The organism is Luteibacter aegosomaticola (assembly GCF_023078475.1).
GTDB lineage: Bacteria > Pseudomonadota > Gammaproteobacteria > Xanthomonadales > Rhodanobacteraceae > Luteibacter > Luteibacter aegosomaticola.
This window is the reverse complement of sequence record NZ_CP095741.1, coordinates 3,746,600-3,771,864: the sequence shown is the minus strand read 5'-3', so window position 1 is coordinate 3,771,864 and position 25,265 is coordinate 3,746,600. Positions and strand designations below refer to the sequence as shown.

General features: G+C 64.8%; 27 protein-coding genes. 22 read left to right on the top strand and 5 right to left on the bottom strand.

Translation table 11 applies throughout. The features are described 5' to 3' along the window. The first annotated feature begins 5 nt into the window (after positions 1-5). The 8 genes from rsmD to L2Y96_RS16770 all read left to right on the top strand — a co-directional run bounded on the left by rsmD (position 6) and on the right by L2Y96_RS16770 (position 6,117). Positions 6-575 (top strand): 16S rRNA (guanine(966)-N(2))-methyltransferase RsmD, encoded by a 570-nt coding sequence (rsmD, locus tag L2Y96_RS16805; protein ID WP_247328452.1) that lies wholly within the window; start codon positions 6-8, stop codon positions 573-575. Positions 576-602: 27 nt separating this feature from the next. Then, a complete protein-coding gene (gene coaD / locus L2Y96_RS16800; RefSeq protein WP_247328450.1) occupies positions 603-1,106 on the top strand; it encodes a pantetheine-phosphate adenylyltransferase in 504 nt (167 codons plus the stop codon). Positions 1,107-1,123: 17 nt separating this feature from the next. Beyond that, complete coding sequence (locus L2Y96_RS16795) at positions 1,124-1,627, top strand: hypothetical protein (protein WP_247328449.1); 504 nt, start codon at positions 1,124-1,126, stop codon at positions 1,625-1,627. Positions 1,628-1,699: 72 nt separating this feature from the next. Then, on the top strand, positions 1,700-1,957 hold the full coding sequence (locus L2Y96_RS16790; protein WP_247328447.1) for a YfhL family 4Fe-4S dicluster ferredoxin: 258 nt from the start codon (positions 1,700-1,702) through the stop codon (positions 1,955-1,957). Positions 1,958-2,020: 63 nt separating this feature from the next. Continuing rightward, positions 2,021-3,739 carry a gamma-glutamyltransferase gene (ggt, locus tag L2Y96_RS16785; RefSeq protein WP_247328445.1) on the top strand — a complete coding sequence of 573 codons (1,719 nt, stop codon included), beginning with the start codon at positions 2,021-2,023 and terminating at the stop codon, positions 3,737-3,739. Between the two features lie 9 nt (positions 3,740-3,748). Next, a complete protein-coding gene (locus L2Y96_RS16780) occupies positions 3,749-4,600 on the top strand; it encodes an MBL fold metallo-hydrolase (RefSeq protein WP_247328443.1) in 852 nt (283 codons plus the stop codon). A 33-nt stretch (positions 4,601-4,633) separates the two neighbouring features. Beyond that, positions 4,634-5,692 carry a TMEM43 family protein gene (locus L2Y96_RS16775; RefSeq protein ID WP_247328442.1) on the top strand — a complete coding sequence of 353 codons (1,059 nt, stop codon included), beginning with the start codon at positions 4,634-4,636 and terminating at the stop codon, positions 5,690-5,692. A gap of 14 nt (positions 5,693-5,706) precedes the next feature. After that, positions 5,707-6,117 (top strand): MAPEG family protein, encoded by a 411-nt coding sequence (locus L2Y96_RS16770; RefSeq protein ID WP_247328439.1) that lies wholly within the window; start codon positions 5,707-5,709, stop codon positions 6,115-6,117. 38 nt (positions 6,118-6,155) lie between these two features. On the opposite strand, the gene L2Y96_RS16765 is transcribed toward L2Y96_RS16770, so the two are convergent. The 5 genes from L2Y96_RS16765 to L2Y96_RS16745 form a co-directional block, all read right to left on the bottom strand. Beyond that, entirely contained in the window at positions 6,156-7,430 is a 1,275-nt protein-coding gene (locus L2Y96_RS16765) for an EAL and HDOD domain-containing protein (protein ID WP_247328437.1), read from the bottom strand. A 50-nt stretch (positions 7,431-7,480) separates the two neighbouring features. Further along, complete coding sequence (locus L2Y96_RS16760; protein WP_247328433.1) at positions 7,481-7,927, bottom strand: flagella synthesis protein FlgN; 447 nt, start codon at positions 7,925-7,927, stop codon at positions 7,481-7,483. After that, entirely contained in the window at positions 7,924-8,229 is a 306-nt protein-coding gene (gene flgM / locus L2Y96_RS16755) for a flagellar biosynthesis anti-sigma factor FlgM (protein ID WP_247328431.1), read from the bottom strand. Before flgM ends, L2Y96_RS16760 begins: the two co-directional genes overlap by 4 nt. 105 nt (positions 8,230-8,334) lie before the next feature. Then, the gene (gene flgA / locus L2Y96_RS16750) at positions 8,335-9,033 is read right to left on the bottom strand and encodes a flagellar basal body P-ring formation chaperone FlgA (RefSeq protein ID WP_247328428.1); all 699 of its coding nucleotides are present in this window, start codon (positions 9,031-9,033) and stop codon (positions 8,335-8,337) included. Then, on the bottom strand, positions 9,030-10,343 hold the full coding sequence (locus tag L2Y96_RS16745) for a methyl-accepting chemotaxis protein (protein WP_283248848.1): 1,314 nt from the start codon (positions 10,341-10,343) through the stop codon (positions 9,030-9,032). Before L2Y96_RS16745 ends, flgA begins: the two co-directional genes overlap by 4 nt. A gap of 164 nt (positions 10,344-10,507) precedes the next feature. On the opposite strand from L2Y96_RS16745, the gene L2Y96_RS16740 reads away from it, so the two are divergent. The 14 genes from L2Y96_RS16740 to fliD all read left to right on the top strand — a co-directional run bounded on the left by L2Y96_RS16740 (position 10,508) and on the right by fliD (position 25,262). Continuing rightward, positions 10,508-11,425 carry a chemotaxis protein gene (locus L2Y96_RS16740; RefSeq protein ID WP_247328426.1) on the top strand — a complete coding sequence of 306 codons (918 nt, stop codon included), beginning with the start codon at positions 10,508-10,510 and terminating at the stop codon, positions 11,423-11,425. A 223-nt stretch (positions 11,426-11,648) separates the two neighbouring features. Next, a complete protein-coding gene (flgB, locus tag L2Y96_RS16735; RefSeq protein ID WP_247328423.1) occupies positions 11,649-12,065 on the top strand; it encodes a flagellar basal body rod protein FlgB in 417 nt (138 codons plus the stop codon). Beyond that, positions 12,065-12,478 (top strand): flagellar basal body rod protein FlgC, encoded by a 414-nt coding sequence (gene flgC / locus L2Y96_RS16730; protein WP_247328420.1) that lies wholly within the window; start codon positions 12,065-12,067, stop codon positions 12,476-12,478. Before flgB ends, flgC begins: the two co-directional genes overlap by 1 nt. A gap of 11 nt (positions 12,479-12,489) precedes the next feature. Then, positions 12,490-13,140 (top strand): flagellar hook assembly protein FlgD, encoded by a 651-nt coding sequence (locus L2Y96_RS16725; protein ID WP_247328417.1) that lies wholly within the window; start codon positions 12,490-12,492, stop codon positions 13,138-13,140. Between the two features lie 21 nt (positions 13,141-13,161). Then, the gene (gene flgE, locus L2Y96_RS16720) at positions 13,162-14,388 is read left to right on the top strand and encodes a flagellar hook protein FlgE (protein WP_247328414.1); all 1,227 of its coding nucleotides are present in this window, start codon (positions 13,162-13,164) and stop codon (positions 14,386-14,388) included. 63 nt (positions 14,389-14,451) lie between these two features. Beyond that, the gene (flgF, locus tag L2Y96_RS16715) at positions 14,452-15,192 is read left to right on the top strand and encodes a flagellar basal-body rod protein FlgF (RefSeq protein ID WP_247328412.1); all 741 of its coding nucleotides are present in this window, start codon (positions 14,452-14,454) and stop codon (positions 15,190-15,192) included. A gap of 62 nt (positions 15,193-15,254) precedes the next feature. Continuing rightward, the gene (gene flgG / locus L2Y96_RS16710; RefSeq protein ID WP_247328410.1) at positions 15,255-16,040 is read left to right on the top strand and encodes a flagellar basal-body rod protein FlgG; all 786 of its coding nucleotides are present in this window, start codon (positions 15,255-15,257) and stop codon (positions 16,038-16,040) included. Continuing rightward, positions 16,040-16,732: a flagellar basal body L-ring protein FlgH gene (flgH, locus tag L2Y96_RS16705; RefSeq protein ID WP_247328408.1), complete on the top strand. Its 693-nt coding sequence runs from the start codon at positions 16,040-16,042 to the stop codon at positions 16,730-16,732. The genes flgG and flgH overlap by 1 nt, the downstream gene beginning before the upstream one ends. Then, the gene (locus tag L2Y96_RS16700; RefSeq protein ID WP_247328407.1) at positions 16,732-17,838 is read left to right on the top strand and encodes a flagellar basal body P-ring protein FlgI; all 1,107 of its coding nucleotides are present in this window, start codon (positions 16,732-16,734) and stop codon (positions 17,836-17,838) included. The genes flgH and L2Y96_RS16700 overlap by 1 nt, the downstream gene beginning before the upstream one ends. Position 17,839: 1 nt before the next feature. Continuing rightward, positions 17,840-18,844, top strand: a complete 1,005-nt coding sequence (flgJ, locus tag L2Y96_RS16695; protein ID WP_247328405.1) for a flagellar assembly peptidoglycan hydrolase FlgJ — start codon at positions 17,840-17,842, stop codon at positions 18,842-18,844. Positions 18,845-18,879: 35 nt separating this feature from the next. Beyond that, on the top strand, positions 18,880-20,751 hold the full coding sequence (flgK, locus tag L2Y96_RS16690) for a flagellar hook-associated protein FlgK (RefSeq protein ID WP_247328403.1): 1,872 nt from the start codon (positions 18,880-18,882) through the stop codon (positions 20,749-20,751). Positions 20,752-20,753: 2 nt separating this feature from the next. Then, positions 20,754-21,953, top strand: coding sequence for a flagellar hook-associated protein FlgL (gene flgL / locus L2Y96_RS16685; protein ID WP_247328401.1), 1,200 nt, complete (start codon positions 20,754-20,756; stop codon positions 21,951-21,953). A 390-nt stretch (positions 21,954-22,343) separates the two neighbouring features. Next, entirely contained in the window at positions 22,344-23,759 is a 1,416-nt protein-coding gene (locus L2Y96_RS16680; protein WP_247328399.1) for a flagellin N-terminal helical domain-containing protein, read from the top strand. Between the two features lie 141 nt (positions 23,760-23,900). Continuing rightward, positions 23,901-25,262 (top strand): flagellar filament capping protein FliD, encoded by a 1,362-nt coding sequence (gene fliD, locus L2Y96_RS16675; RefSeq protein ID WP_247328397.1) that lies wholly within the window; start codon positions 23,901-23,903, stop codon positions 25,260-25,262. Positions 25,263-25,265: the final 3 nt, after the last annotated feature.

Below are 25,265 nucleotides of genomic sequence, written 5' to 3'. Positions count from 1 at the left end.
GAGCGATGAACGCCCTCGGCCGTATCCGCATCATCGGCGGCTCCCTGCGTAACTCGCGGGTCGAGGTCCCCGAAGCCCCGGGGCTGCGCCCCACGCCTGATCGCGTGCGCGAAACGCTCTTCAACTGGCTCCAGCCGGTCATCGAGGGCTCGCGCTGCCTCGATCTTTACGCAGGTACCGGGGCGCTGGGGCTTGAGGCGCTCTCCCGCGGGGCGGCCCTGGTCACCTTCGTGGAGCGCGATGCGAAGCTGTCCGCCGCCCTGAAGGCTAACCTCGCCCGCCTGAAGGTCCAGGCCGCCGTGGTCGGCGACGACGCGGCACGCTGGCTGAAGGCCGGCGGGAAGCCGTTCGACGTCGTGTTCATGGATCCCCCGTTTGCCGACAACCTGTGGGAAAGCGCCGCCTCCGCCCTCGAGGCGCACGGCTGGCTGGCGCCGTCCGCGTGGATCTACGTGGAAGCGCCGAAGGGAAGCCACCTGGCTGTCCCTGACGCCTGGCAGGTCCACCGTTCCGGGCTGGCGGGGGAGGTTGCTTACACCCTCTATCGCCGCACCCCGGATGATCCGCTAAGCTAGCCCGCGTTTTCCCCGACCCGTCCTTCCATGACTCCTCCGCTGGTCAACCCGCGCCTTGCCGTTTACCCGGGTACCTTCGACCCGATTACGAACGGCCATGCCGACCTCGTTTCGCGCGCCGCGCCCCTGTTCGACCGCATCGTGGTCGCCGTGGCCGAGAGCCGTAACAAGGGGCCTGGCTTCAGCCTGGGCGAGCGCATCGCGCTGGCCCGGCTGGCATTGGCCGACCTGCCGAACGTGGAAGTCCGCGGCTTCGATTGCCTCCTCGCCGATTTCGTGACTGAGATCGGCGCGGGCGTCATCCTGCGCGGCCTGCGTGCCGTGTCGGATTTTGAGTACGAATTCCAGCTGGCCAGCATGAACCGCCATCTCATCCCCGGGGTTGAGACGCTGTTCCTGACGCCCGCGGAACAGTACAGCTTCATCTCTTCGTCGCTCGTGCGTGAAATCGGTCGCCTGGGTGGCGATATTTCCGGCTTCGTGCATCCGGCGGTGCAGCAGGCCATGCGCCAGCGCTGGCGCAACTCTTGAAAACAAAGGTGATCATCATGCGTAAGTTCGTCCTCGCCGCGTCCGTGGCCCTGACCGCCGCCCTTGCCCTGTCGGCCTGCAACAAGTCCGAAGATACCGATCAGGCTGCAACGCAGCAGGAAGCGGCTGTTGCCAAGCCGACCAATGCGACCGATACCAAGGCCTGGAGCCAGTATTTCGGCCAGATCGTGCGCAAGAACATGCAGGGCATGACCGCCGACCGTCCGTTCCCGTACTTCGTGCCGGCGGGCGATGACCAGGCCGGCCAGGACGGCCGCCAGCGCCAGCTCGAGAACGTGCAGGGCACGGTCGCCCGCGGCGTCACCCCGGGCAACATGCTCGTGTTCGGTGGCCCCGAGTCGGCCAAGACCGCCGACCTGATGGTCGAGGCGTTCAAGGGTGCCAACGCCGGTTCGTTTAAGAACGTGATTATCCTGTTCATCGGCGACCAGGCCGATCAGCAACGCGTGGGCGATGCCCTGGCCCCGACCGGCGCGACCTACCGCTTCGTGGCCATGTAATACCGCGGGAAACCGCTGGTACAGGAAAGGGCGCTCTCCGGAGCGCCCTTTTTTTCAGCTAAAATACCGGCCATGTCCCTCCTGATCCTCGATACCTGCGTCAATTGCGACGTCTGCGAGCCGGTGTGCCCGAACAAGGCCATTTCGCTGGGCGAGCAGTACTACGTGATCGATCCCGACCTGTGCACCGAGTGCGTGGGCCATTTCGACAACCCGCAGTGTGTCGAGGTGTGTCCCGTGGAATGCATCCCGCACGATCCCGACCACGTCGAGACCCAGGATCAGCTCATGCGCAAGTACGAGCACCTCATGGCTAAGGCTGCTTCGTAAGACCTCGGTGCCCCGATGGGGTAATCTCGTCCATCGAGATATTCCCCGTTAAGTGAGGCCCCCATGGTCCATGCCCTTTCGTGGCGCGTGCTCGCCGCGAGCCTGTTCCTCGCCGCCGGTTCCGGCGCCGCCATTGCAGACCAGCGTCCGCAAACCGCATCTCCGGCCCCTGCCACCCGTGGTCCTGGCCATGCCGCCATCGCCAGTGCGAACTACCTGGCGACGAATGCCGGCCTGGAAGTGTTGGCGAAGGGCGGTAACGCGTTCGATGCCGCCATCGCCGTATCGTCCACGCTGGCGGTGGTCGAGCAGCAAAGCTCGGGGCTCGGTGGCGGCTTCATGGCGATGCTTCACGTGGCGAAGAACAACCGCGATATCTTCATCGATGCGCGCGAAACCGCGCCGAAAGCCGTCGATATGAAGGTGTATGTCGGCAAGGACGGCAAGCCGGATCGCGAGGTTTCCACCAAGGGACCGCTTTCCGCGGGCATCCCGGGCGAACCGGCTGGCCTCGCCTGGATCGCGAAGCATTACGGCAAGTTGCCGCTCACCCAGTCGCTGGCGCCCGCCATCCGCGTCGCCACCGATGGCTACCAGCCCGATACGCGCTTCATCAGCACGATCGCCGAGAACCAGAAGACCCTTTCGCGCTTCCCGTCTTCGGCGGCCATCATGCTGCCCGGCGGCAACGTACCTGCACAGGGTTGGACGCTAAAACAGCCTGATCTCGCGAAAACGCTGCAGCGCCTCGCCGAAAAGGGCGCCGATGGCTTCTACAAGGGTGAGACGGCAAAGCTGCTCGTCGACGCCTCGCGTAAGGAGGGCGGCAACTGGACCCAGGCGGATTTCGATGCCTACCAGGTGAAGGAGCGCGAACCGCTCCGCGTGGATTACAAGGGCTATCGCATCGTCACCGCGCCGCCGCCGTCATCCGGTGGCGTGGCCATCGCGGAAGTGCTCAATATCCTCGCCGGCTATGACCTGACGAAGCTCGACGTGGCGCACGCCACCCATCTCACCATCGAAGCGATGCGCCGCGCATTCCGCGACCACAACGAATACCTGGGCGATCCGGATTTCGTGAAGATGCCGCTGGACATGTTGCTCTCGCGGTACTACGCGGATGGCCTGCGCGCGACGATCTCACCGGACAAGGCGACGCCGTCCGATCTGCTCCCGACTGCCATGGCCACCGAGCCAGGCATGCACACCACCCACTTCTCGGTGATCGACGCGGACGGGAACATGGTGGCTTCCACGCTTACGGTGAACCTCGAGTTCGGTTCGGGCTTCGTGGCCCAGGGCACCGGTGTGTTCCTCAACGACGAGATGGACGATTTCGCCCTGGTGCCTGGCCAGCCCAACGCGTTCGGGTTGCGTGGCGCCGAGGCGAACAAACCGGAGCCGGGTAAGCGCATGCTGTCGTCGATGTCGCCGAGTTTCGTTTTTGGCGCCAATCGCACGGCGATCATTGGCTCGCCGGGCGGCTCGACCATCATCACCCAGGTCCTCGAAGGCATCCTTGCGTTCATCGATGGCAAGGACGCTAGCGGGATCACCGCGCAAAAGCGCTACCACCACCAATACCTGCCCGATCGCGTCGACGTGGAAGATGGTGCCTTTGATGCCGCCACGACGAAGACGCTTACCGATATGGGCCACGTGCTGCATCCGCGTTCACCCTGGGGTTTCATGAACGTGGTGACGTGGGATCATCGTGACAACAAACTCGAAGCAGCCAGTGATCCGCGCCGGCCGTCGGGGCTGGGCAAGGTGCAGTAAGGTACGCACATGGAACTCTGGTCACTCATTGGTAACTCGCAGCAGCTGGATGGCGGTGCCATGTTCGGCAACGCTCCTCGGGCGATGTGGGCGCGCTGGATCGCGCCGGATGAACAGAACCGCATCCCGCTAGCCTGTCGTTGCCTGCTGGCTCGGTTCCCTGATGGGCGCAACGTTCTCTTCGAAACCGGTATCGGTGCTTTCTTCGATCCGGCCATGCGCGATCGCTACGGCGTGGTGGAAGATCGCCACGTCCTTCTGGATTCGCTGGCGGCGGTCGGGCTATCGCACGAAGACATCCACGCGGTGGTCCTCTCGCACCTGCATTTCGATCATGCGGGTGGCTTGCTGGCGCCGTGGGAAGCTGGCCAGGCGGCACGATTGCTGTTTCCGAATGCCCGGTTCCTGGTCGGGCGCGAACATTACGAGCGCGCGTCTCACCCGCATCCACGGGACCGCGCATCGTTTATCCCCGACATCATGCGCTTGCTCGACGAGAGCGGGCGACTCGAGCTCGTCGAGCCGGGTACGCCCTCATCACTCGGCACGACCGTCCGTTTCGAATTCTCCGAGGGGCATACGCCGGGGCTCATGCTGGCCGAGGTGGGGGGCGTGGTGTTCTGCGCGGATCTCATCCCGGGACGCGCCTGGGTGCATCTGCCGGTCACCATGGGTTACGACCGCTGGCCAGAAAAACTGATCGACGAAAAGAAGGCCTTCCTCGACGACAAGCTCGCCCGTGGCGTACGGCTGTTCTTCACGCATGACCACGATTGCGCGATGGCGTCGGTGGCCGTGGATGAGAAGGGCCGGTATTACGCTGCCGATACCCAGCAGATGCTGGCAGGCTGGCGAGCCTGAGGCGCGGACGGTTAAGGATTGACAGGGGGTTAGATGAAGTCGAAGAAAACAACGCAGGGCCTGGGCCTGGCACTGGGCGCGCGCGTAGGGGGAGCCCTGGTGCTGCTGTGTGCGCTAGGGCTTATCGCGTGGAACGAACGGCGAGTGATGGATTACAGCGCCGCGCTGACCCGCCACGGCTCGCCTGTGCTTGACCTGGGTTCGGCTGGGCGTCCGGCGGCTGGGCAGTATGGTGCGACGACGCGCGTCAGCGGCATGCCCACCGTGGTCGACGCGCCGCGGGATGCTGAATTCAACGTGCGCAGCGAGTCGCCCGTGCTTATCCGCCACGTGGAAATGTTCCAGTGGCGCGAGATTACGGTCGCCGGTAATACCCACTATGAAATGGACTGGGTCGATCGCCCGATCGATGCCACCGGTTTCGCCAAGCCGGCGGGCCACGTGAATCCTGGTGCGTTTCCGGTCCAGGGGCGACAGTTCGATGCCGGCGAAGTGCGCCTTGGCAACTTCCGCCTGGCACCCGACATCGTGCGCGACTTCCCGGGGCGGGTGGATGTTCCCGTCAACGAGAAGTCGTTGCCCTCGAATCTCGCTGCCACGTTCACTGCGTACAACGGGGCCCTGGTCACGAGCAGCAAGCCGGCAAACCCGCGCCTGGGCGATCTGCGCGTCAGCTGGGAGGCGGTGCCACTGCAGGATATGACCGTGCTCGCGCAGATCGAGGGCGATACGCTCGTGCCAAGCAAGACGGCCCGGCCCGGTGAGGCAGGCTTCGATGTGCAGGTCGGGGAGCGCAGTCTGCTCGACGTGCTACCGGCGCTACCCGAAGCGCCCGGAGCGGTCGTCGCGGTGCGAGGTGCTGCCTACGTGCTGGCTATCGTTGGCACGCTCCTGCTCGCGTGTGGCGGCCGCTTCCGTCGCGATATCCTCTTTGCCCTGGGCGTCGGCGGCGTCGCCGTGTCTGCCGTGGCCGGGGCGATGTGGCTGACGGGTGACGCCATGACAGCAAGCGTATGGTTGTTGTTTGCCGTCCTTGGCGCGGGGCTTGCGATCTGGCGCGTCCAGCAGCGCACCACCCGTACCGCCCACTGACGCAAGGAGCTCCCATGCGTATCACTGGTCTTTATGCAGCCTTGCTGGCCCTATTGATGCTGGGCCTGGCGGTGCGGGTCATGCTCTTGCGGCGGAATACGAGCATCGGTCTTGGCGACGGCGGTAACCGCAAGCTGGCCTGTGCCGTGCGCGCCCACGGCAACGCGATCGAATATGTACCGATCGGGCTCATCCTCTTGCTCGTGCTCGAACTCAACCAGACCGTGCCACTGTTGTTGCATATCTTTGGCATCGTGCTGGTGCTCGGCCGCGTCGCGCACGCGCTCGGCTTGTCGGCTACCCCCGGCATGTCAGCCGGGCGGGGTATTGGCGCAGCACTTACCGTCCTGGTGTTGCTGGCGATGGCACTGATGCTGATCTGGCAATACGTGGTGATCCACCTGATCGCGCCAACACTTTCCTGAATGATCTGTAGGAGCGCGCTTGCGCGCTCCTACAAAAATCAGGCTTCGGCGGTGGCGGTTCCGTCGGCGAACGCGTAGACGTGGTCGGCCCAACTGGTGGCGTCCACGTAAAGCGCGGCCATCTGGTTGATGTGCTGGTCGCGCAGCGACGCATCCGTTTCCAGTTCGCCCTGTTCCCAGTGGCGTACTTGATCGAGGATGGATGCGAACGGACCCGTGCCGTCGAGCAGCGCTTCACGGATTTCGATCGCCAGCGGCAGGTGCTCGAGCACGTAGGCCATCGAGACGTTCATCAACGCATCGAGCAACGAGAACAGGCCGGCCGTGAAGGCCATTTCCTGGAGCTCGGGCTTGATCGCGCGTGCCAGCTTCTCGCACATGTGAGCGCGGATCAGCGCCTGGCGCAGCAGCTCGGGCGGACGCTCATCCATGCCGGAGACCGCCATGGTAAAGATCCAGTTGCGCATGCGGTTGACGCCGAAGAACACGGCCGCCTGTTCCACCGATTTCAGCTGGCGGGGCAGGGCGAAATACGCCGAGTTCACGCAGCCAAGGAGCTTGTAGCTGAGGATGGCGTCATCGCGGACGATCTTGCCGAGTTCGACCGGGCCATTGTCCGGATCCTGCAGCGCGCCCATCAGGCGCAGCACACCCAGCTTGCTCGGTGTCAGGCGCGGCATATCCACGCGCTCGGGACGGAGCAGGTACTTGCCCTGGAAGCCGTCAACGTCCTGGTCGGCGTAGTCAGCGAAGCTTTCGTGCGTATCGATGCCGGTGACGATGACCTTCACACCGAACTGGTGCACGTAATCCATGTGCGCACGTGCTGCCACGGGGTGGCGGTGGTTCACGGCAACCTTGGCGAACTGCACGATGCGCAACAGCGCATCCACACCCGCGCGGTGGGCGGGGTCGGCGGGCAGGTTGAAATCCTCGAGCATGAGCAGGCAGCCGTGGCCCTTAAGCTCACGCAGCTTTTCCAGCAGTTGCTCGTCATTGCCCAGGTCGGCGCTGATGCTCGCACCAAGGCGGGCGTTATGGCGCAGGATATCCGCATGCTCGAGGAGCAGGTCGCGTGACATATGCAGGAACGCGCGGTTGTCGCGCACCAGGCGCTTCAGGCTGCCATCGGCGATGGCGCTGAGCGTGGCCTGGGTGTGTGCCGTGGCCGCGGTGTCGACATCGACGCCAGCGGGACGCGGGAAGAGTAGCTCGTAGGCAAACAGGGCCTGCTTACGATCAAGGATGGGAACGCGAACGATAGGAAGGATACCGTCATCGTTCACCGCTGCCGCCTGGGGATTCACTGCCATTGCTTTTCTTCTTAAGCCAAACGGTGGGCGGGAGGGGTGCTTCGTCGTTATCAGGCCTGCGCGAAGAGTCCGGAGCGCAAACTGACCTGGGTGGTGCCCCTGGGCCCATAGGTGGAGGCGACGCCACCGGTCGAATCGCCGGAGATCAGGGCAAGGGCCTGGCGGACATGCCCGATGCGCTGGCTGACGATGCGGCCATTGGTTTCGTTGATGCCGCGGCATTCGCGGATGCGCTCGAACGTCGGCGCCCAGCGCGCGTCGTTGGCGCTGTCGATGTTGCCGGCCTGGCTGAGCTGGCGGCGCTCGGTATCCAGGCGGTCGATGCGATCAAGCAGATGGCCCTTGCTACGCGTGGCGTTCTGCAGGGCATCGGCATTGGCCTGGTCGAGCGCCATGCGCTCGTCGATCAGGCAGGCGTGCAGCGCGTCGACCTCACGGGCGAGGTCGCCCATCACGGCGCTCAGCGCGGTGTCGAAGTCGCGGCTGCCGGCATTCATGCCTTGCCACCCATCTGGGTTTCCATGGCCAGGAACTTGCTGGCGATGGCCTGGGCGTCGGGCTTGTAGGTGCCGTCGGTGATCTTCGAACGGATTTCCTCGACACGCTTGGTGTCGATGCCGTCCGAGCGGCTGGCGGCGTCGAGCGCCTTGGCCGAATCGGTGATCTTCACGCTGTCGTCGGTGGTGCGCACGGCCGAAGCGCTGTCGGCCTTGGCGGTACCGCCGGCGGCCTGGCTCTGCGTACGCAGCTGCACAGGCGGCTGCTGGGGCTGGATGCCCGGTTTAATGGTCGTCGTCATGGGTGTATCCCTCGGAACATGTGTCCTTCGAACCCTTTATCGGCCCTGGGGGCACAAACTTTAACTGGCACTATCCGGCAAAGTGTGACCGGATTCCTGTTTCGTTCATGGCAGAACGGCGACAGACCCCGGTCCGCTGACGACAGCGTCCAGGATCTTCCCTGATGACGCATTGCGGACCTTGACCCTGGCGCCGGTATCACCGGCACCCATCGCCACGCCATCGGCGTGGATCACCACGCCATCCACGCTGGCTTCCATGCTGACGGCATCGCCCACGCGAACGGCCTGGCGGCCTGCGAGCATGCCTGGTGTCAGCACCGTGCCGGCGTTGAGTGGCCGCGCCAGGGCGCGTCCACCCACCTGGTCCAGCTCGGCCACGTATCCGTAGGCCAGGCTGGCGACGTCCCGTTCCTCGGTGCGGACATCGCCCGCACCCAGGCCATCACCGCGCGCCAGGGGGCGCGTGGTGACCAGGACGTTGGTGAACATTTTAACGCGCACGGGAATGCGCGCGGTCCAGCCGCCCGGGATGGGGCAGTGGACCACGACGCTGACCCGCGTGCTGACCGGCCGGTTGCCCGGCACGGAGACATCGAGCGCTGCCGGGCAGTCCGCGAGGCGCAGGCGGCTGTCCAGGGGATCCGCCTCCGCCACCATGCGGGCACCCGGAAGGGTGCGGTTCTGGACGAGCCAGGCCACCGCCGCGTTGCGCATGGCATCAAGCGACTGTTCCGCCGCCGCGACAAGCGGGCAGGCGGCCAGGCAGGCAGCGATGGCAAGGGCGGCGGGGCGATGGATCACGCGGCGTGCACCGCCAGGGCAACGGAAAGGCCCTGGTTCACGTTGTCGAGTTCCTTCAGCAGGCCGGCGACCATGTGGCTGGCATCGGCATGGCGGCCTTCGCCCAGCGTGATCGCGTAGAGCGATGCCTGCGCGCTGAAGCGCTCGGCGGCGGCCTGCGCCGCATCGGCCGAGCCATCGGCGCGACGGATACGCAGCTGTTCGATGCAGCGCATGAGCGGGGTGGTGTCCAGCCAGCGGCGATCCAGCCCTGCCGGGTCGCGTGCCGCTAGTTCCACGGCAAAGCGCAGGCCCTGGCAGGCTTCGCGGATCATCTGGCTGAGCGTGGCGGCGTCTAGCGCGCCCTCGGTCTCGAGTTTCGCCAGGCCAAGGCGGTGGGCGAGCACGGTGGCACGCGCGGCGCCATCGGCCTGCCGGCGTACTTCATTGGCCACGCGGCCCAGTGAGGCCTGGCCGGACTGCACGGTGGCGACGCGGCCCTGCAGGGCGCCAAGACCCTGGCGGGCGGCGTCGAGGCTGCCACGCGCGCCGCGTACGGCGTCGTCAATGCGGCCCATGGCCGTCTGCATGCCCGCCACGCCAGCCTGGGTAGTGTCGAGGCGGCGCAGGCTGCTCTGCACGGCGTCGTCGAGGTGGTGCGAGAACTCACCCACGGCGTGGGTTACTTCGTCGATCTCCGCGGTGGCCTGCGTGGTCTTTTCAGCAAGCTGCTTGACCTCATCGGCCACCACGGCGAAACCGCGACCTGCCTCACCCGCGCGGGCGGCTTCGATGGCGGCGTTGAGCGCCACGAGGTTGGTCTGGTGGGCGATGTCCTGCACAGCCGCGGTGAGCTTGCGGATGGCGGTGAAGTATTCGGAGAACTGGGCATGGTTGCGGCTCATGCCGGCCAGCGCGCTGCGCAGCAGGCGGAGCTGGCCGTCTAGGTCGCCCGACGTGGCGACGCCCTGGGCGCCCACGTCGCTGACGGCGGCGACACCGGCATGGGCCTGGTCAACCGCTGTCGAGATTCCGGCGCTCGCCTCCGTCAAACGGCTGGCGGCATCGCGCCCGGCATCGACGGCGGTACCCAGTTCGATCAGGTTGGCGCCGAGCGCATGCGCGCTGGTGAGCGCCATGCCCTGCTGTTCGATCGCCTGGATGGTGGTGGCCGCGGCCGTGCGTGGCTCGGCCTTCGGGGGCGCAAGCAAGGCACCAAGCGCGCTGGCGGCCGCCGGGTACTGCGCCGAAAGGGCGCGAACGCGCGCGGCGTCGCCACTGGCGGCGGCGTGGGCGAGGAGGCGGACGTGCTGGCTCCAGAGCAGGGTCATGTCGTACTTACGCTCGTTAATAAGGGTCGCCTCACTACATCGGTCGCAGTCGGCGGTACTTGAGCCAAGCAATCCCCGTGCCACTCCTCGTCTCTGTAGGCGTTTAAAGAACTCGCGACAGCCGCCGATACCGGGGAGACACCTTCTAAAGCAGCAAGCGCACCATGGCCCGTCCGCTCCTTGATACCGTGGAAACCTTCACCCGCCTCGCGGGCCACAACCGCGTGGCCATGCTGCTGTTCCGGCTGGGTGACAAGCAGGCCTTCGGCATCAACGTGTTCAAGGTGCGCGAAGTGTTGCGCCGCCCGCGGCTGGAGCGCATGCCGAGCATGCACGAGCTGGTTTCCGGCAGCTTCGATTACCGCGGCCAGACCATTCCCGTGATCGACCTGGCCGCCGCGATGGGCTACCCGCCGCTCGCCACGGTGGATTCGGCCCACCTCATCGTCACGGAGTTCAGCCGCTCCGTGCAGGGTTTCCTGGTCTCCGACGTGGACAAGATCGTGCATGTCGATGGCGCCCAGATGGCGGCACCGCCGTCAGCCCTTGGCTACGGCTCCCGTGTGAACGCGGTAACCCGCCTCGACGGCGATCTGCTGGCCATCGTGGATGTCGAGCAGGTGCTGGCGGCGGTCAACCCGCAGCAGGTCGAGATCTCGGACAAGCTGCAGCAGGCGGTCCACGGCCACCACGGCGGCAAGCGCCGCGTCATGGTGGTGGATGACTCCCTGGTTGCCCGTACCCAGCTGGCCGACCTGTTCCGCAAGCTCGATCTCGAGTGCCTGGTGGCGAAGGATGGCTCCGAAGGCCTCGATATGTTGCGTAGCCTGGCCACGGGCCCGGCGCACGAGCAGGTGAACCTGGTGGTATCGGATATCGAAATGCCGTCGATGGATGGCTATGCGCTCACCCGTGCCATCCGTGAAGACGCCCAGCTGCGGGGCCTGCGCGTGTTGCTGCACAGCTCGCTGAGCGGCGTGTTCAATGAAGCCATGGTCGCCCGCGTGGGCGCAGACCGCTTCATCGCCAAGTTCCAGCCCGAAGTGCTGGCCAACGCCGTCCTCGAGCTCCTCCCAGCGTGATCTCGCTGTTGTAGGAGCGCGCTTGCGCGCGATCGGCTGCCTGCAGCAGCCAGGCGTCGAATCACCGTCATCCGGTAGCGCCAGAAAACCGGCACCAGTCCCCTGATCGACGATCGTAATCCCCCGCAAACGGCGCCACGGCGCCGTTTCGCGTTGTGGGGCAGGGCGTGGCACGCGTCTTGCTGAAGCCCATGGGCCAGAACCCATGAGGGGGCCCACGCCCATGATCGACAAACCGGATCCGCTGCTCGGTATGCACCCGCAGGCACTCAGCCTGTGGCAGCGCCGTGCGGAAATCATCTCGTCGAACCTCGCCAACGCGGACACCCCGGGCTTCCTCGCCCGCGATGTGGATTTCCGCAAGGCCCTCACGGCGGCCAGCGGCGTGCCCGACGGTGATCAGCTGCCCATGGCCGCCACCGAGGCGGGCCACATCGGCGGCAACCCCGCCTATGCCCTCGCTGATGCCGACAAGCTCGCGTACCGCGCGGCCACGCAGCCGTCCATGGACGGCAACACCGTGGATACGCAGATCGAGCAGGCCCAGTTCGCCAGCAACGCCATCCATTACCAGGCGTCGCTGAGCTTTATCACCGCGCAGATCCACATGATGCGCACCGCCATTACCGGAGGCAGCTGATGAGCCTGCTCAAGATCTTCGACGTCGCCGGCTCCGGCATGGCCGCGCAGTCGGCCCGTCTCAATACCACCGCCAGCAACATGGCCAACGCCGACAGCGTGGCCAGCAGCGAAGCGGGTGCCTACCGCGCCAAGCAGCCGATGTTTTCCTCGGTGCAGGCCATGGTCAACGGGCAGATGGAAAACGAGGGTGTCCGCGCCATGGGCATCACCGAGAGCCAGGCGCCGGTCCAGGCGCGCTATGAGCCGTCCAATCCCATGGCGGATGCCGACGGCAACGTGTGGCAAAGCAACGTTAACCCGGTCGACGAGCTGGTCAACATGATCTCCGCGTCGCGCTCCTACCAGAACAACGTCGAAGTCATGAACAGCGCACGCCAGCTCATGCAAAAGACGCTCGACCTCGGCAAATAAGGGCCCGATCCATGACTACCGTCAGCGGCACCAGCTCCAGCAGCTCCACGTCCACCTCGACCTCCTCGCAGCTGCAGTCGCAGACGCTGGACCAGTCGGATTTCCTCAAGCTGATGGTCACCCAGATGACCAACCAGGACCCGACCAAGCCGATGGACGCCAACGACATGGTGGCCCAGATGGCGCAGTTCTCCCAGGTGGCGGCCACCCAGGAGCTGCAGTCGTCGTTCGATACGCTGTCCTCGAACCTTACGGGCGATCAGTTCGTCCGCGCGGCCTCGCTGGTCGGCAACGATGTACTCATTCCTTCGACGGCCGCCCAGCTCACCGACTCGACGGTGTCCGGTGCGGTGAACGTGCCCACCTCGGGCACCTACGTGAGCGTCACCATCAAGGACAGCTCCGGCAACGTCGTGCGCACCCTGCCGATGGGCCAGCCGGATGCCGGCCTGCAGCAGTTCACCTGGGACGGCAAGGCCGACGACGGCACCCAGCTCCCTGATGGCGTCTACCAGATCTCCGCAACCTCCGGCACGACCGCTGCCGACACTTTCATCAAGGGCAAGGTGGAAGGCGTTGGCGCCTCCGGCACCGACGGTACGTACGTGCAGGTGGCCGGTTACGGCGGCGCCCTGCTTAGCCAGATCGCCCAAATCCTGTAATCCCACCGAGGACACGCCTCCATGCCTTTCGATATCGCACTCAGCGGCATTAACGCCGCCTCCACGGACCTGGAAGTCACCGCCAATAACATCGCCAATACCAGCACCGTGGGCTTCAAGGGCTCGCGCGCCGAGTTCTCGCAGATCTATTCGGTGGCCGGCCAGAACCTTTCCGCCACAGCGGCTGGTAACGGCGTCCGCGTGACCAACATTGCCCAGCAGTTCACTGCCGGCAACACCACGCAGACCGGCAACTCGTACGACATGGCCATCAGCGGCACCGGCTTCTTCACGCTGCGTGATGGTTCGGGCTACTCGTACACCCGCGCGGGTAACTTCCACCCGGATGACAACAACTACATCGTGAACGCGACCGGCCAGCACCTCCAGGTGTACCCGCCGACCGCCTCGGGCGGCTACGACCAGAGCGCCCTGCAGGACCTGCAGCTGACCTCGGGCACCTCCGCGGCCAAAGCCACCGCCAACGTCGGTATCTCGGCGAACCTCTCGGCCAGCGCCACCGCGCCTGCGACGGCCACGTTCGATCCGAAGGACGACACCTCGTACAACTCGATGTCGACGTTCCAGGCCTACGATTCGCTCGGCGCAGCGCACACGGTCAACGTGTACTACGCGAAGGATCCGACGGGCTCGAACGCCTGGAATGCCTACATGACCGTGGACGGCACCCAGGTGGGCGGCGCCCAGCCCATGACCTTCAGCAGCGGCGGTGCGATGACCACGCCGACCAACGGTAAGCTGGACTTTGGCGCCGTGTCGCCGAACCCGGGCGCCAACCCGATGGATATCACGCTGGACATGAGCAAGGTCACCCAGTTCGGTGACTCGTCCTCCACCACCGCGACCACCAACGACGGCTATGCGGCCGGCAAGTTCTCGGCCATCGACGTCAGCACCGAAGGTGTGGTCTCGGCCAAGTACACCAACGGCGTCTCGGTGCCGCTGGGCCAGGTCGCCTTGGCGACCTTTGCCAACCCGCAGGGCCTGCGTCAGTTGAACGACACGAACTGGGCCGCCTCGGCCGACTCGGGCCAGCCGGTGCGTGGCGCCGCGGGTTCGGGCGACATGGGCACCCTGCAGTCCGGCCAGCTCGAAGCCTCGAACACGGCCGACCTCACCGCCCAGCTGGTGAACATGATCAAGGCGCAGCGCAACTACCAGGCCAACGCCCAGGTCATCTCGACCGACAACACGCTCACCCAGACGATCATCAACATCCGCAACTAAGCCCCGGCGGCGGGCGTGGCCTTAAGGCCGCGCCCGCCCAGGGCCGTCGCAGGGGAATCCGCCATGGACCGTTCCGTATATGTCGCGATGACTGGTGCCACGCAGACCATGCGTGCCCAGGCCGAAGTCGCGCACAACCTGGCCAACGCCAACACCACCGGCTTCAAGGCCGAGTTGTCGGCGTTCCAGAGCCTCCCGGTCCAGGGTGATGGCCTGCAGACGCGTATCAATGGCGTGGCCCAGGGCATCGGTTTCGATACCACCCAAGGCAACCAGATGGCGACGGGCAACGACCTGGACATCGCCGTGCAGGGAAACGGCTGGATCGCCGTGCAGACACCGAACGGCGACGAAGGCTATACCCGCGCCGGCAACCTGCGCATCGATGCCGACGGTCTTTTGACGGATATGCGTGGAAATGCCGTCATGGGCGGCGGTGGTCCGATCACGATCCCGCAGGCCTCCAGCGTGAAGATCGGCAGCGACGGCACCATTTCCGTGGTCCCGCTCGGCCAGGCACCGAATACGCTTACAACGACTGACCGCATCAAGCTGGTCAACCCCGGCGACGACCAGATGCAGGCGGGCGCCGACGGCCTCATGCATACGCGTGACGGCAATCCGGCCGAGGCGGACGCCAATGTCCGCGTGGTCTCCGGCGAGCTGGAATCCAGCAACGTCAACCCTTCCGAAGTGCTCGTGAAGATGATTTCGCTCTCGCGCGAGTACGAAATGCAGGTCCGATCGATCAAAGCCGCCGACGAAAACGAGCAGTCGGCATCGAAATTGCTACAGGTGGGGTAACCACCGCCGCGCGACGCAAAACCGTCGCGGCATAGCAGGCGCCAAGCGCGCAGGAGTCACAGATGTTCACGTCCCTCTGGATCGCCAAGACCGGCCTCGATGCGCAGCAGACGCGCATGGATGTCGTCTCGAACAACCTGGCCAACACGAACACCACGGGCTTCAAGCGCGCCCGTGCCGAGTTCGAAGACCTGGCCTACCAGAACCGCGGGCAGGCCGGTGGCCAGACCACCGAGCAGACGACTTCGCCGACCGGCTTCATGATCGGTACCGGTGTGCGCGTCGTCGGCACCCAGAAGATGTTCGAGCAGGGCGGCTCCCAGCAGACTGATAACCCGCTCGACGTGCGCATCGATGGCCGCGGCTTCCTGCAGGTCACCATGCCTGACGGCACCGTGGGTTACACCCGCGATGGTTCGCTCAAGCGCGACCAGGATGGCCAGATCGTCACCAACGATGGCTACCCGATCGAGCCGGCGATCAACATCCCCGCCAATGCCACGGCCGTCACCATCGGTAATGACGGCACGGTCAGCGTCACGACCCAGGGCTCGTCGGTCTCGCAGACCGTGGGTCAGATCCAGCTCGCCGATTTCGTGAATCCCGCGGGCCTGGAGCCGCGCGGCGACAACCTTTACCTGGAGACCACCGCCAGCGGCACGCCGCAGACGGGCACGGCCGGCCTCAACGGTCTCGGCAACATCCAGCAAAACGCCCTCGAAGCGTCGAACGTCAACGTCGTCGAGGAAATGGTGAACATGATCGAAACCCAGCGCGCCTACGAGATGAACTCGAAGGCAGTGTCGGCGGCTGATCAGATGCTCCAGTTCATCACCCAGAAGACCTGATGACTAACGCCATGAATCGCCTGCACGCACGCCTTATCCTCGCCGCGCTGCCGTTCGCCGCCCTGACGGGCTGCGCCATCGTGCCGCCTACCCCGAAGCCGATGTACACGGCCACGCTGCCTGTCGCCCCGCCGGCACAGGCGCAGGCGACCGGCTCCATCTACGCCGACCAGCAGTCGATGGAACTGTTCGCCGACCCGCGCGCGCATCGCATCGGTGACATCCTCACCATCACCCTGGTGGAAAGCACGCAGGCCACCAAGAAGGCCGCGACGAGCACCAGCAAGAAGAATGGCAACACCATCACTGCGCCTTCGATCCTCGGCCACGGCCTGAAGGTGGGCGGCAAGGTGGCGGATAGCAGCCTGGCGTCGAACAACTCGTTCGATGGCGATGGCTCGTCCAGCCAGAGCAACGCACTCAGCGGCGAGATCACCGTCACGGTCGCCCAGCGCCTCACCAACGGCGCGATGGTCGTGCAGGGTGAGAAGTGGCTGACGATCAACCAGGGCGAAGAACTCGTCCGCATCTCCGGCATCGTGCGCCCGCAGGACATCGGTAACGACAACATCGTGCTGTCCAGCCGCGTTGCGGACGCCAAGATCGAATACGTCGGCAAGGGCACCCTGGCCGATTCGAATACGCGTGGTTGGTTGTCGCGCTTCTTCGATTCGAAGTGGATGCCGTTCTGATGAAGACCATCCTCCGTACCGCAGCCGCCGTGCTTGCGCTGTTCGCGATCCTGCCGGCGCATGCCGACAAGATCCGCGACCTCGCACAGGTTGGTGGCGTGCGCAGCAACCAGCTAGTCGGTTACGGCCTCGTCGTTGGCCTGGATGGCAGTGGCGACCAGACCAGCCAGGCCCCGTTCACCACGCAGAGCCTGGAGAACATGCTCCAGCAGTTCGGCGTGAACGTGCCGGCTAACGTCCGCCCGCAGCTGAAGAACGCTGCCGCGGTCACCATTACCGCCGAGATCCCGCCGTTCGCCAAGCCGGGCCAGAAGATTGACGTCACCGTGGCGTCGATCGGCAATGCCAAGAGCATCCGCGGCGGTGAACTGCTGATGTCGCCGCTGAAGGGCGCCGACGGCCAGATCTATGCCATCGCGCAGGGCAGCGTTGTTGTGGGTGGCGTCAGCGCCCAGGGCAAGAGCGGCTCGAGCGTGCAGGTGAACATCTCCGCCAGCGGCCGCATCCCGGGCGGCGGCAGCATCGAGCGCAGCGTCGCCACGTCGTTCGACAAGGGCGGCGACATCATGCTCAACCTCAACACCGCCGATTTCATGACGGCCAACCGCGTGGCCCAGGCGGTGAACCAGAACTTCGGTTCCGGCACGGCTAACGCCATCGATTCGGGCACGGTCGCCGTGCGCGCGCCGCTCGATCCGTCGCAGCGCGTCTCCTGGCTGGCCACGATCCAGGCGCTCGACGTCACGCCGGGCGACGCTCCGGCCCGCGTCATCGTCAACTCGCGTACGGGCACGGTCGTCATTGGCTCCGACGTCAAGGTGGGTACCGCCGCCGTCGCGCACGGTTCCATCCAGGTCACGATCAGCGAGCAGCCGCAGGTGAGTCAGCCGGGTGCGTTCAGCCGTGGCCAGACCGCCGTGGTGCCGAGCAGCCAGGTCGCGGTCAGCGAGAACGGCGGTCACATGTTCAAGTTCGGCCCGGGTACCAGCCTGGATTCGATCGTGCGTGCGGTAAACCAGGTCGGCGCCTCGCCGAGCGACCTGATCTCGATCCTGCAGGCCCTCAAGCAGTCCGGCGCCCTGCGCGCGGAACTGGTGGTGATCTGATATGGCTACCGCGGTCGACAACCAGCGCCTTGGCACTTACTCGGACATGTCCGCGTTTGCCGGCCTGCGTTCGGCCGCGCAGCAGGATTCGAAGTCGGCCTTGCCGACGGTTGCCAAACAGTTCGAATCCATCTTCACCCAGATGATGCTGAAGTCCATGCGTGACGCCAGCGCCGCCATGGGTGGCGACGACATCATGGGTTCCAGCGAAGCCAACTCCTACCGCGACATGCTGGACCACCAGCTCTCGGTCACGCTTTCGCAGGGCAAGGGCATCGGCATCGCCGATATGCTCATCCGACAGCTCGGCGGCAACCAGTCCACTGCCGATGCGAGCGGTGATAACGGCCTGTTCGCGGGCGTCACCGGTTCGGCATCCACCGCCGATGCGGTGTCGTCCAAGTCGGACCAGGACAGCGGCCTGATGAGCTCGCTGGAGCACATGATCAGCGGCGCCGGCAAGGTCGTGGGGCAGGGCGCTTCCGCCGTGGCCAACGCCATCGGTTCGATCGATAGCCCGCAGGACTTCGTCGAGAAGTTCGCGCCGCACGCGATCGAGGCAGCGAAGAAGCTGGGCGTCTCCGTACGCGCGCTGCTCGCGCAGGCCGCGCTCGAGACCGGCTGGGGCAAGCACATGCCGGCCCAGGGCGGTACCAACAGCAACAACATGTTCGGCATCAAGGCCGGCAGCAGCTGGGACGGCAAGCGCGTCAACGTGCCGACCCTGGAATACGAAAACGGCGTGGCCGTGCGCAAGAAGGATAGCTTCCGCGCGTACAGCTCCCCGTCGGATTCGTTCAAGGATTACGCCGACATGGTCGCCAGCAGCCCGCGTTACGCGAAGGCTGTCGGCCGCGGCGACGATATCGCCGGCTTTGCCCATGCGCTCACCCAGGGCGGTTACGCCACGGATCCGAGCTATGCGCAGAAGCTCACCGATATCGCGAATGGCCCGGTGATGAAGCAGGCGCTCGCTGCGCTGAAGCACATCGCGGCGGATCTGTAACCACGGGCCTGGTGAAGAGATAAAAGGAACTAACGATGGCTGACTTACTTTCCACCGGCGTATCAGGACTGCTTGCCTCGCAAGTGGGCCTGTCTACCGTTGGCAACAACATCAGTAACGTGAACACGGTCGGCTACAGCCGGCAGACCACGACGTTCAACGCGCGCGCGCCGCAGTTCCAGGGCGGCTACTACGTTGGCCAGGGCGCCGACGCGGTCAGCGTGCAGCGTGCGTACAGCGCTTTCCTCACCCAACAGGTATGGTCGGCCAGCTCGAGCCAGAGCCGTGCATCGCAGTTCGCCACGCTCACCGCGTCGGTCAACAACGTGGTCAGTGGCTCCACCAACCTGCAGACCTCGCTCGATAGCTTCTTCGGTGCGATCAGCGATGTGGCGAATGCGCCGGTGGATACGGCGAGCCGCCAGGCCCTCATCGGGCAGATGAACTCGCTGGTGTCGACGTTCAAGTCGCTGTCCTCGCAGTTCCAGTCACTGGATTCGCAGACCAATCAGCAGATCAGCAGTTCCGTCGACAGCATTAACACGTTGGCAACGAACATCGCCAACCTCAACGGCCAGATCCAGAAGGCCTACGCGGGCGGTGGCGAGCCCAGCGAGCTGCTGGACCAGCGTGACCAGGCCGTGGCCGATCTTTCCAAGATCGTTGGCGTCAATGTCACCCAAACCAGCGACCACATGTACACGATCAGCGTGGGCAACGGCCTGCCGCTGGTTAACGGCACCAGCTCGACCAAACTGGCGACGGCGACCAACCAGTACGATTCGTCGCGCCTGGAAGTGGTCGATCCGTCAGGCACGGTGATTTCGAACCAGTTGGGTTCGGGCTCGCTGGGCGCGACCTTCGATTTCCGTACCACGGTGCTCGATCCGGCGCGTAACCAGCTCGGCCGCTCGGCCATCGCGCTGACTACGGCGATCAACAAGCAGAGCGCGCAGGGCATCGACCTTAATGGCGATACGGGCGGCAACATGTTCAACATCGCCGATCCGGCGGTGTTGAACAGCACGAAGAATACGGGTACCGGCTCGGTGTCGGCTGTCGTGAGCGATGTATCCAAGCTCACCAGCTCGGACTACACCATGCGCTTCGATGGCGTGAACTGGTCGGTCACCACGACGGCGGGTGTCACCGTGCCGATGACCGGCGCCGGTACCGCGGCGGATCCGTTCGTGGTCGATGGCATGCAGATCACGGTAGCCGCCGGTGCGGCCGCTGGCGATTCCTTCCAGATCCAGCCGACGCGCAACGCTGCATCGACGATCAGTGTGGCCATCAGCGATACCAACAAGATCGCTGCTTCGGGTCCGCTGACGGCAAGCAAGGCGTCGACGAACACGGGTAGCGGTGCCCTGGGCGCGCTCACGGTTACCGATTCGACGAATGCGAATTTCAAGACGCCGGTCAATATCGTGTTCACCTCGGCGAACACCTATAGCGTCGATGGTGGCCCGGACCAGAACTACACCGCTGGAGACACGATCACCGGCAATGGCTGGACGCTGAAGCTCACCGGCAGCCCGGCGACCAACGACAGCTTCTCGGTGAAGCCGGCGGGCAGTGCCAGCGGTGATAACGGCAACGCACTGGCCATGGCCAATGTGGCCAACGTGGGTGTGCTGGACAACGGCGTGACGACGGTGGGCAAGAGCTATAGCCAGCTCATCGCCCAGGTCGGCACGGCGGGTGCCTCCGCCAATACGGCGCTGAGCGCGCAGCAAAGCATCCTCGACCAGGCTACGGCCTCGCAGCAGAGCCTCTCCGGTGTGAACCTGGATGAGGAAGCAGCGAACCTCCTGAAGTTCCAGCAGGCCTATTCGGCGTCCGCCCAGGTGATCACCACGGCGAACTCCATCTTCCAGTCCCTCCTCTCCGCCGTACAGAGCTGACCATGCGCATCTCGACCAACTGGCAACAACAGCAGTCCGTCAACCAGATGCTGGACCGGCAGTACCAGCTCTCGCAGACGCAGCTCGCCCTGGGCAACGGCAAGGCGATCCAGACGCCGTCGGACAACCCGGCCGCCGCCGCGCGCGTCGTCGATGTAAGCTCCGCCAGCGCGCAGAACGACCAGTACACGCGCAACATCAACATGGCCAATACGCGCCTGTCGGTGGAAGAGCAGTCGCTCTCGAATGCCTCGGATATCCTCGATCGCATCCGCACGCTGGCACTCGAAGGCAGCAACGGCACGCAAACCGACGAGTCGCGGAAGTCGATCGCGACGGAAATGCGCCAGAGCCTGCAGCAGCTGGTGTCCATTGCGAATACGAAGGACGGGCAGGGCGAATATATCTTCGCGGGAAACAGCACGTCGTCGCAGCCGTTTACGCAGTCGGGCCTCAACGTGACCTACTCGGGCGACCAGGGCCAGCGCATGGTCGCTGCCGGCGCGGGCTTGCAGGTGGCCACCGGTGATAGCGGTGATGCGGTCTTCATGTCGGTGAAGGGCGGCAACGGTACGTTCCAGACGTCGGCAGGCAGCACGAATACCGGCACAGCCGTCGTGGGCTCCACGTCGGTGACGGATGCGTCGGCCTGGACCGGCGGCAGCTACACCATCACTTTTACCGATGCGTCGACGTACGAGATCCACGATGCCGCTGATCCGACCGGGCCGGCCATCAGCACCGGCACCTACACGGGTGATTCGGGCTCGATCACGTTCAATGGCGCGCAGCTCAACCTCACCGGCACGCCGGCGGCAGGCGATACCTTCTCGGTGACGCCGTCGTCGTCGCAAGATGTGTTCTCGACTGTGGCGAACATGATCACCGCGTTCGAACAGGGCGGCGGCGGTGGCGCGGCGTTGAACAACACCGTGAATGCGCAGCTGCAGAATCTCGACCAGGCTGCTGGCAGCTTCCTCAACACGCGCACGCAGATCGGCGCGCGCATGAACACGCTCGATGCACAGACGGACATGGGCGCCGACATGAAGCTGCAGTACGCCAGCACCTTGTCGGATCTTCAGGATCTGGATTACGCGAGTGCCGCGAGCAAGTTCTCGCAGCAGCAGTCGGCGCTCGACGCCGCGCAGCAGGCCTACGTGAAGATGCAGAACCTGTCGCTGTTCAACTACCTCAAGTAATTCGTTTCAGGGCAGAACGCGCAGACGTTCGCTAAGGATGGTTTTGCCGGGCGGTTGCCACCACGCCACGGTTTCTTGCGGTACCTGGGTTGACCTTTCCACCAACGGCACGGTTGCCGGCCGGGATCCCTCTGGCCGGATTTCCACACAGGATGTGAAAAATGGCCCTAAACCCCGGCGCACCCGTGCCGATACCTACCTCGACAGTGGCTGGGAGCGGCTTTTTGCTACCCCGTCAAAAAATAACTGTTGACAGGTAGAAAAAGCTCTCAAGTTTCCTCCCGGCGTGCCGTAAACCTCTCTGAGGCGGAAGGCTTCCCTATCGGAACCCCGCCGGAATACGCCGCACATACTCCGGCCATTCGGTTCCGCTACCAAAGGATCAAAACGATGTCTCTGACCATCAACACCAACATCATGTCGCTGAATGCTCAGCGCAACCTGACCTCGACGCAGAACAAGCTGTCGTCCGCCATCGAGCGTCTGTCGTCGGGTAACCGCATCAACAGCGCCAAGGACGACGCCGCGGGCATGGCGATCTCCACCCGCATGACCACCCAGATCAACGGCCTGACCCAGGCGCAGCGCAATGCCAACGACGGCATCTCGCTCGCCCAGACGACCGAATCGGCCCTCGACGAAGTCACGAACAACCTGCAGCGCATCCGCGAGCTGGCCGTGCAGTCGACCAACGCCTCGAACTCGTCGTCGGACCGCGCGGCTCTCGACGCCGAAGTCCAGCAGCGTCTGTCGGAAGTCACCCGTATCGCCACGCAGACCAACTTCAACGGCATGAAGGTGCTCGACGGCTCGGCCAAGAGCCTGAGCTTCCAGGTCGGCGCCAACGTCGGTGAAGTCATCAACGTCAGCCTCAACCAGGGCATGAAGGCCAGCCAGCTCGGCGGCCTGAACGAAGGTTCGATCGGTGGCTTCACGGCCAAGGTCGCGACCCAGGGCGTGACCACGGCGGCTCCGCCGGCCGACCTGAACGCAGCTGCCACGCTGACGGTCGACGGCAAGACGGTGAACGTTCCCACTGGCACGGCCCGTACGGCTGACGACTTCGTCGATGACCTGAACACGGCGATCACTGCAGCTGGCGCTACTTCCGTCGCCTCGGTCGACGCCGATGGCAACATTGCGTTCACCAGCGCTACCGCCGCTGGCAAGGCTTCGACCGCCCCGGCCGTGACCGGCCTGACGATCAAGAGCTCGACCGACGGCGTGGACAAGGGTGGCGCTGTGCCGCTGACGCTCGGTGACGTGACCCTGCAGGTCGGCGACAACGCTTCGTTCAGCCTCAAGGGCACGTACAAGACCGCCCAGGATCTGGCCGATACCATCAACGCGCAGTCGGGCGAAGGCATCAATGCCTACGTCGGTTCGGATGGCGCCGTGAAGTTCGCTTCGGCTTCTGCCGTGACCGTTGGTGGTACCGCTGCCGACATTACCGCTTCTGGCCTGACCGCCGGTGCCGCCGCCGCTTCGACCGCGACCCTGGCCGACTCGAGCGTCAAGACGGTTGACGGTGCGAACGAAACGATCGCCCGCATCGACGCCGCCCTGCAGTCGGTGTCGAACCTCCGCTCGGACCTCGGCGCGGTGCAGAACCGCTTCGATTCGACGATCTCCAACCTGTCGAACATCTCGCAGAACCTGACCTCGTCGAAGTCGGCCATCACCGACGCCGACTTCGCCCAGGAAACGGCGAACATGTCCTCGGCTCAGATCCTGCAGCAGGCCGGCGTCTCGGTCCTCGCCCAGGCTAACCAGTCGCAGCAGATCGTCACCAAGCTCCTCCAGTAATTCCGGAAGAGCACTACCGATCCCGGGGCTAGCCCCGGGGTTGGCAGGGTAATTGCTTAGTTGTCTTCGGCGGGTGCCTTACAGGTACCCGCCGTCGACAAATTGGCGCCCGGGCAGTGAGGCGTCTTCAAGGAGAGCTTCATGGCCAGCAGCACCAGCAGCATCACCCTCGGCTCCAGTTCCATCGACGTCGCCAGCCTTGTTTCGAACCTGGTCGCCGCCAAGCGCGCGGACAAGGACAAACAGCTTTCTGACGCCGTCACTGCCAATACCACGCAGATTTCAGCGATCGGCAACTTCACCTCGTCCCTGACAAGCCTGCAGGCTGCGATCAAGAGCCTTTCGACGTCCACGGCGTTTACGACGCAGAAGACCTCGGTCGGCGATTCCACGATTCTCGGTGTGACGGCGGATGCCGACGCCACGCCCAATAATTACGACATCGTCGTATCCAAGCTGGCGACCGCCCAGAAGACCACGTCTCCGGCCTTCACCAGTTCCACGGCCGCCGTCGGCACGGGCACCCTGAACATTGCCATCGGCGACAAGTCGATGAGTATCGATGTCGCGTCGGGCGCCAACACCCTCCAGAACATCCGCGACCAGATCAACAAGTCCGCCGATAACCCGGGCGTGACGGCCAGCATCGTCACCGGTGCGGATGGCGCGCACCTCGTGCTCACCTCGACCGCCACCGGCAGCGCCAATGCCTTCACGGTCACCACCAGCGGCGGCGATGGTGGCCTGGCGGGTCTCAATTTCGATCCGTCCACGGGCACGCCCACCACGGTGGCGCAGGATGCCGAGTACACGGTCGATGGCACGAAGGTCACCAGTGCGTCGAATACCGATGCCACCGCGATCGACGGCGTCACCCTGACCCTGACCAAGACGGGCGAGAGCACGGTAAGCATCGCCAACGACACGTCCGTGGTCACCACGGCGGTGCAGAACCTGGTCACGGCCTACAACTCGTTTGTCTCGACCTACCAGTCGCTGACCAAGTACGACTCGACGAATAACGAGGTCGGCGCCCTGATCGGCGACGCCACGGTCACGTCGATCAAGAGCCAGATCACCAGCTTGCTCGGTTCGCAGTCCACCGCCGCCGGCGCCGGCCCGAAGTCGCTCAGTGACCTCGGCGTCTCGTTCCAGACCGACGGCACGCTCGCCTTCGATTCGACCAAGCTCACCAAGGTGATGGCGACGAATCCGAAGGAAACGCAGGCCCTCGTGGGTGGCAGCACCGGTATCGCCGGCAAGCTCGATACGCTCATCACGAACTGGACCTCGTCGTCCGGCATCCTGACCCAGCGTACGAACAACCTGAACGATAAGGCGAAAGACCTTACCCAGCAGCAGACCGACTACGACACGCAGATGACGGCGTATACGGCCCGCCTGACCACGCAGTACACCGCGCTGGATACGCTGATGACCAAACTGCAGAGCACCAGCAGCTACCTTACCCAGCAGTTCGACGCACTCACCAACAAGAGCTGACGG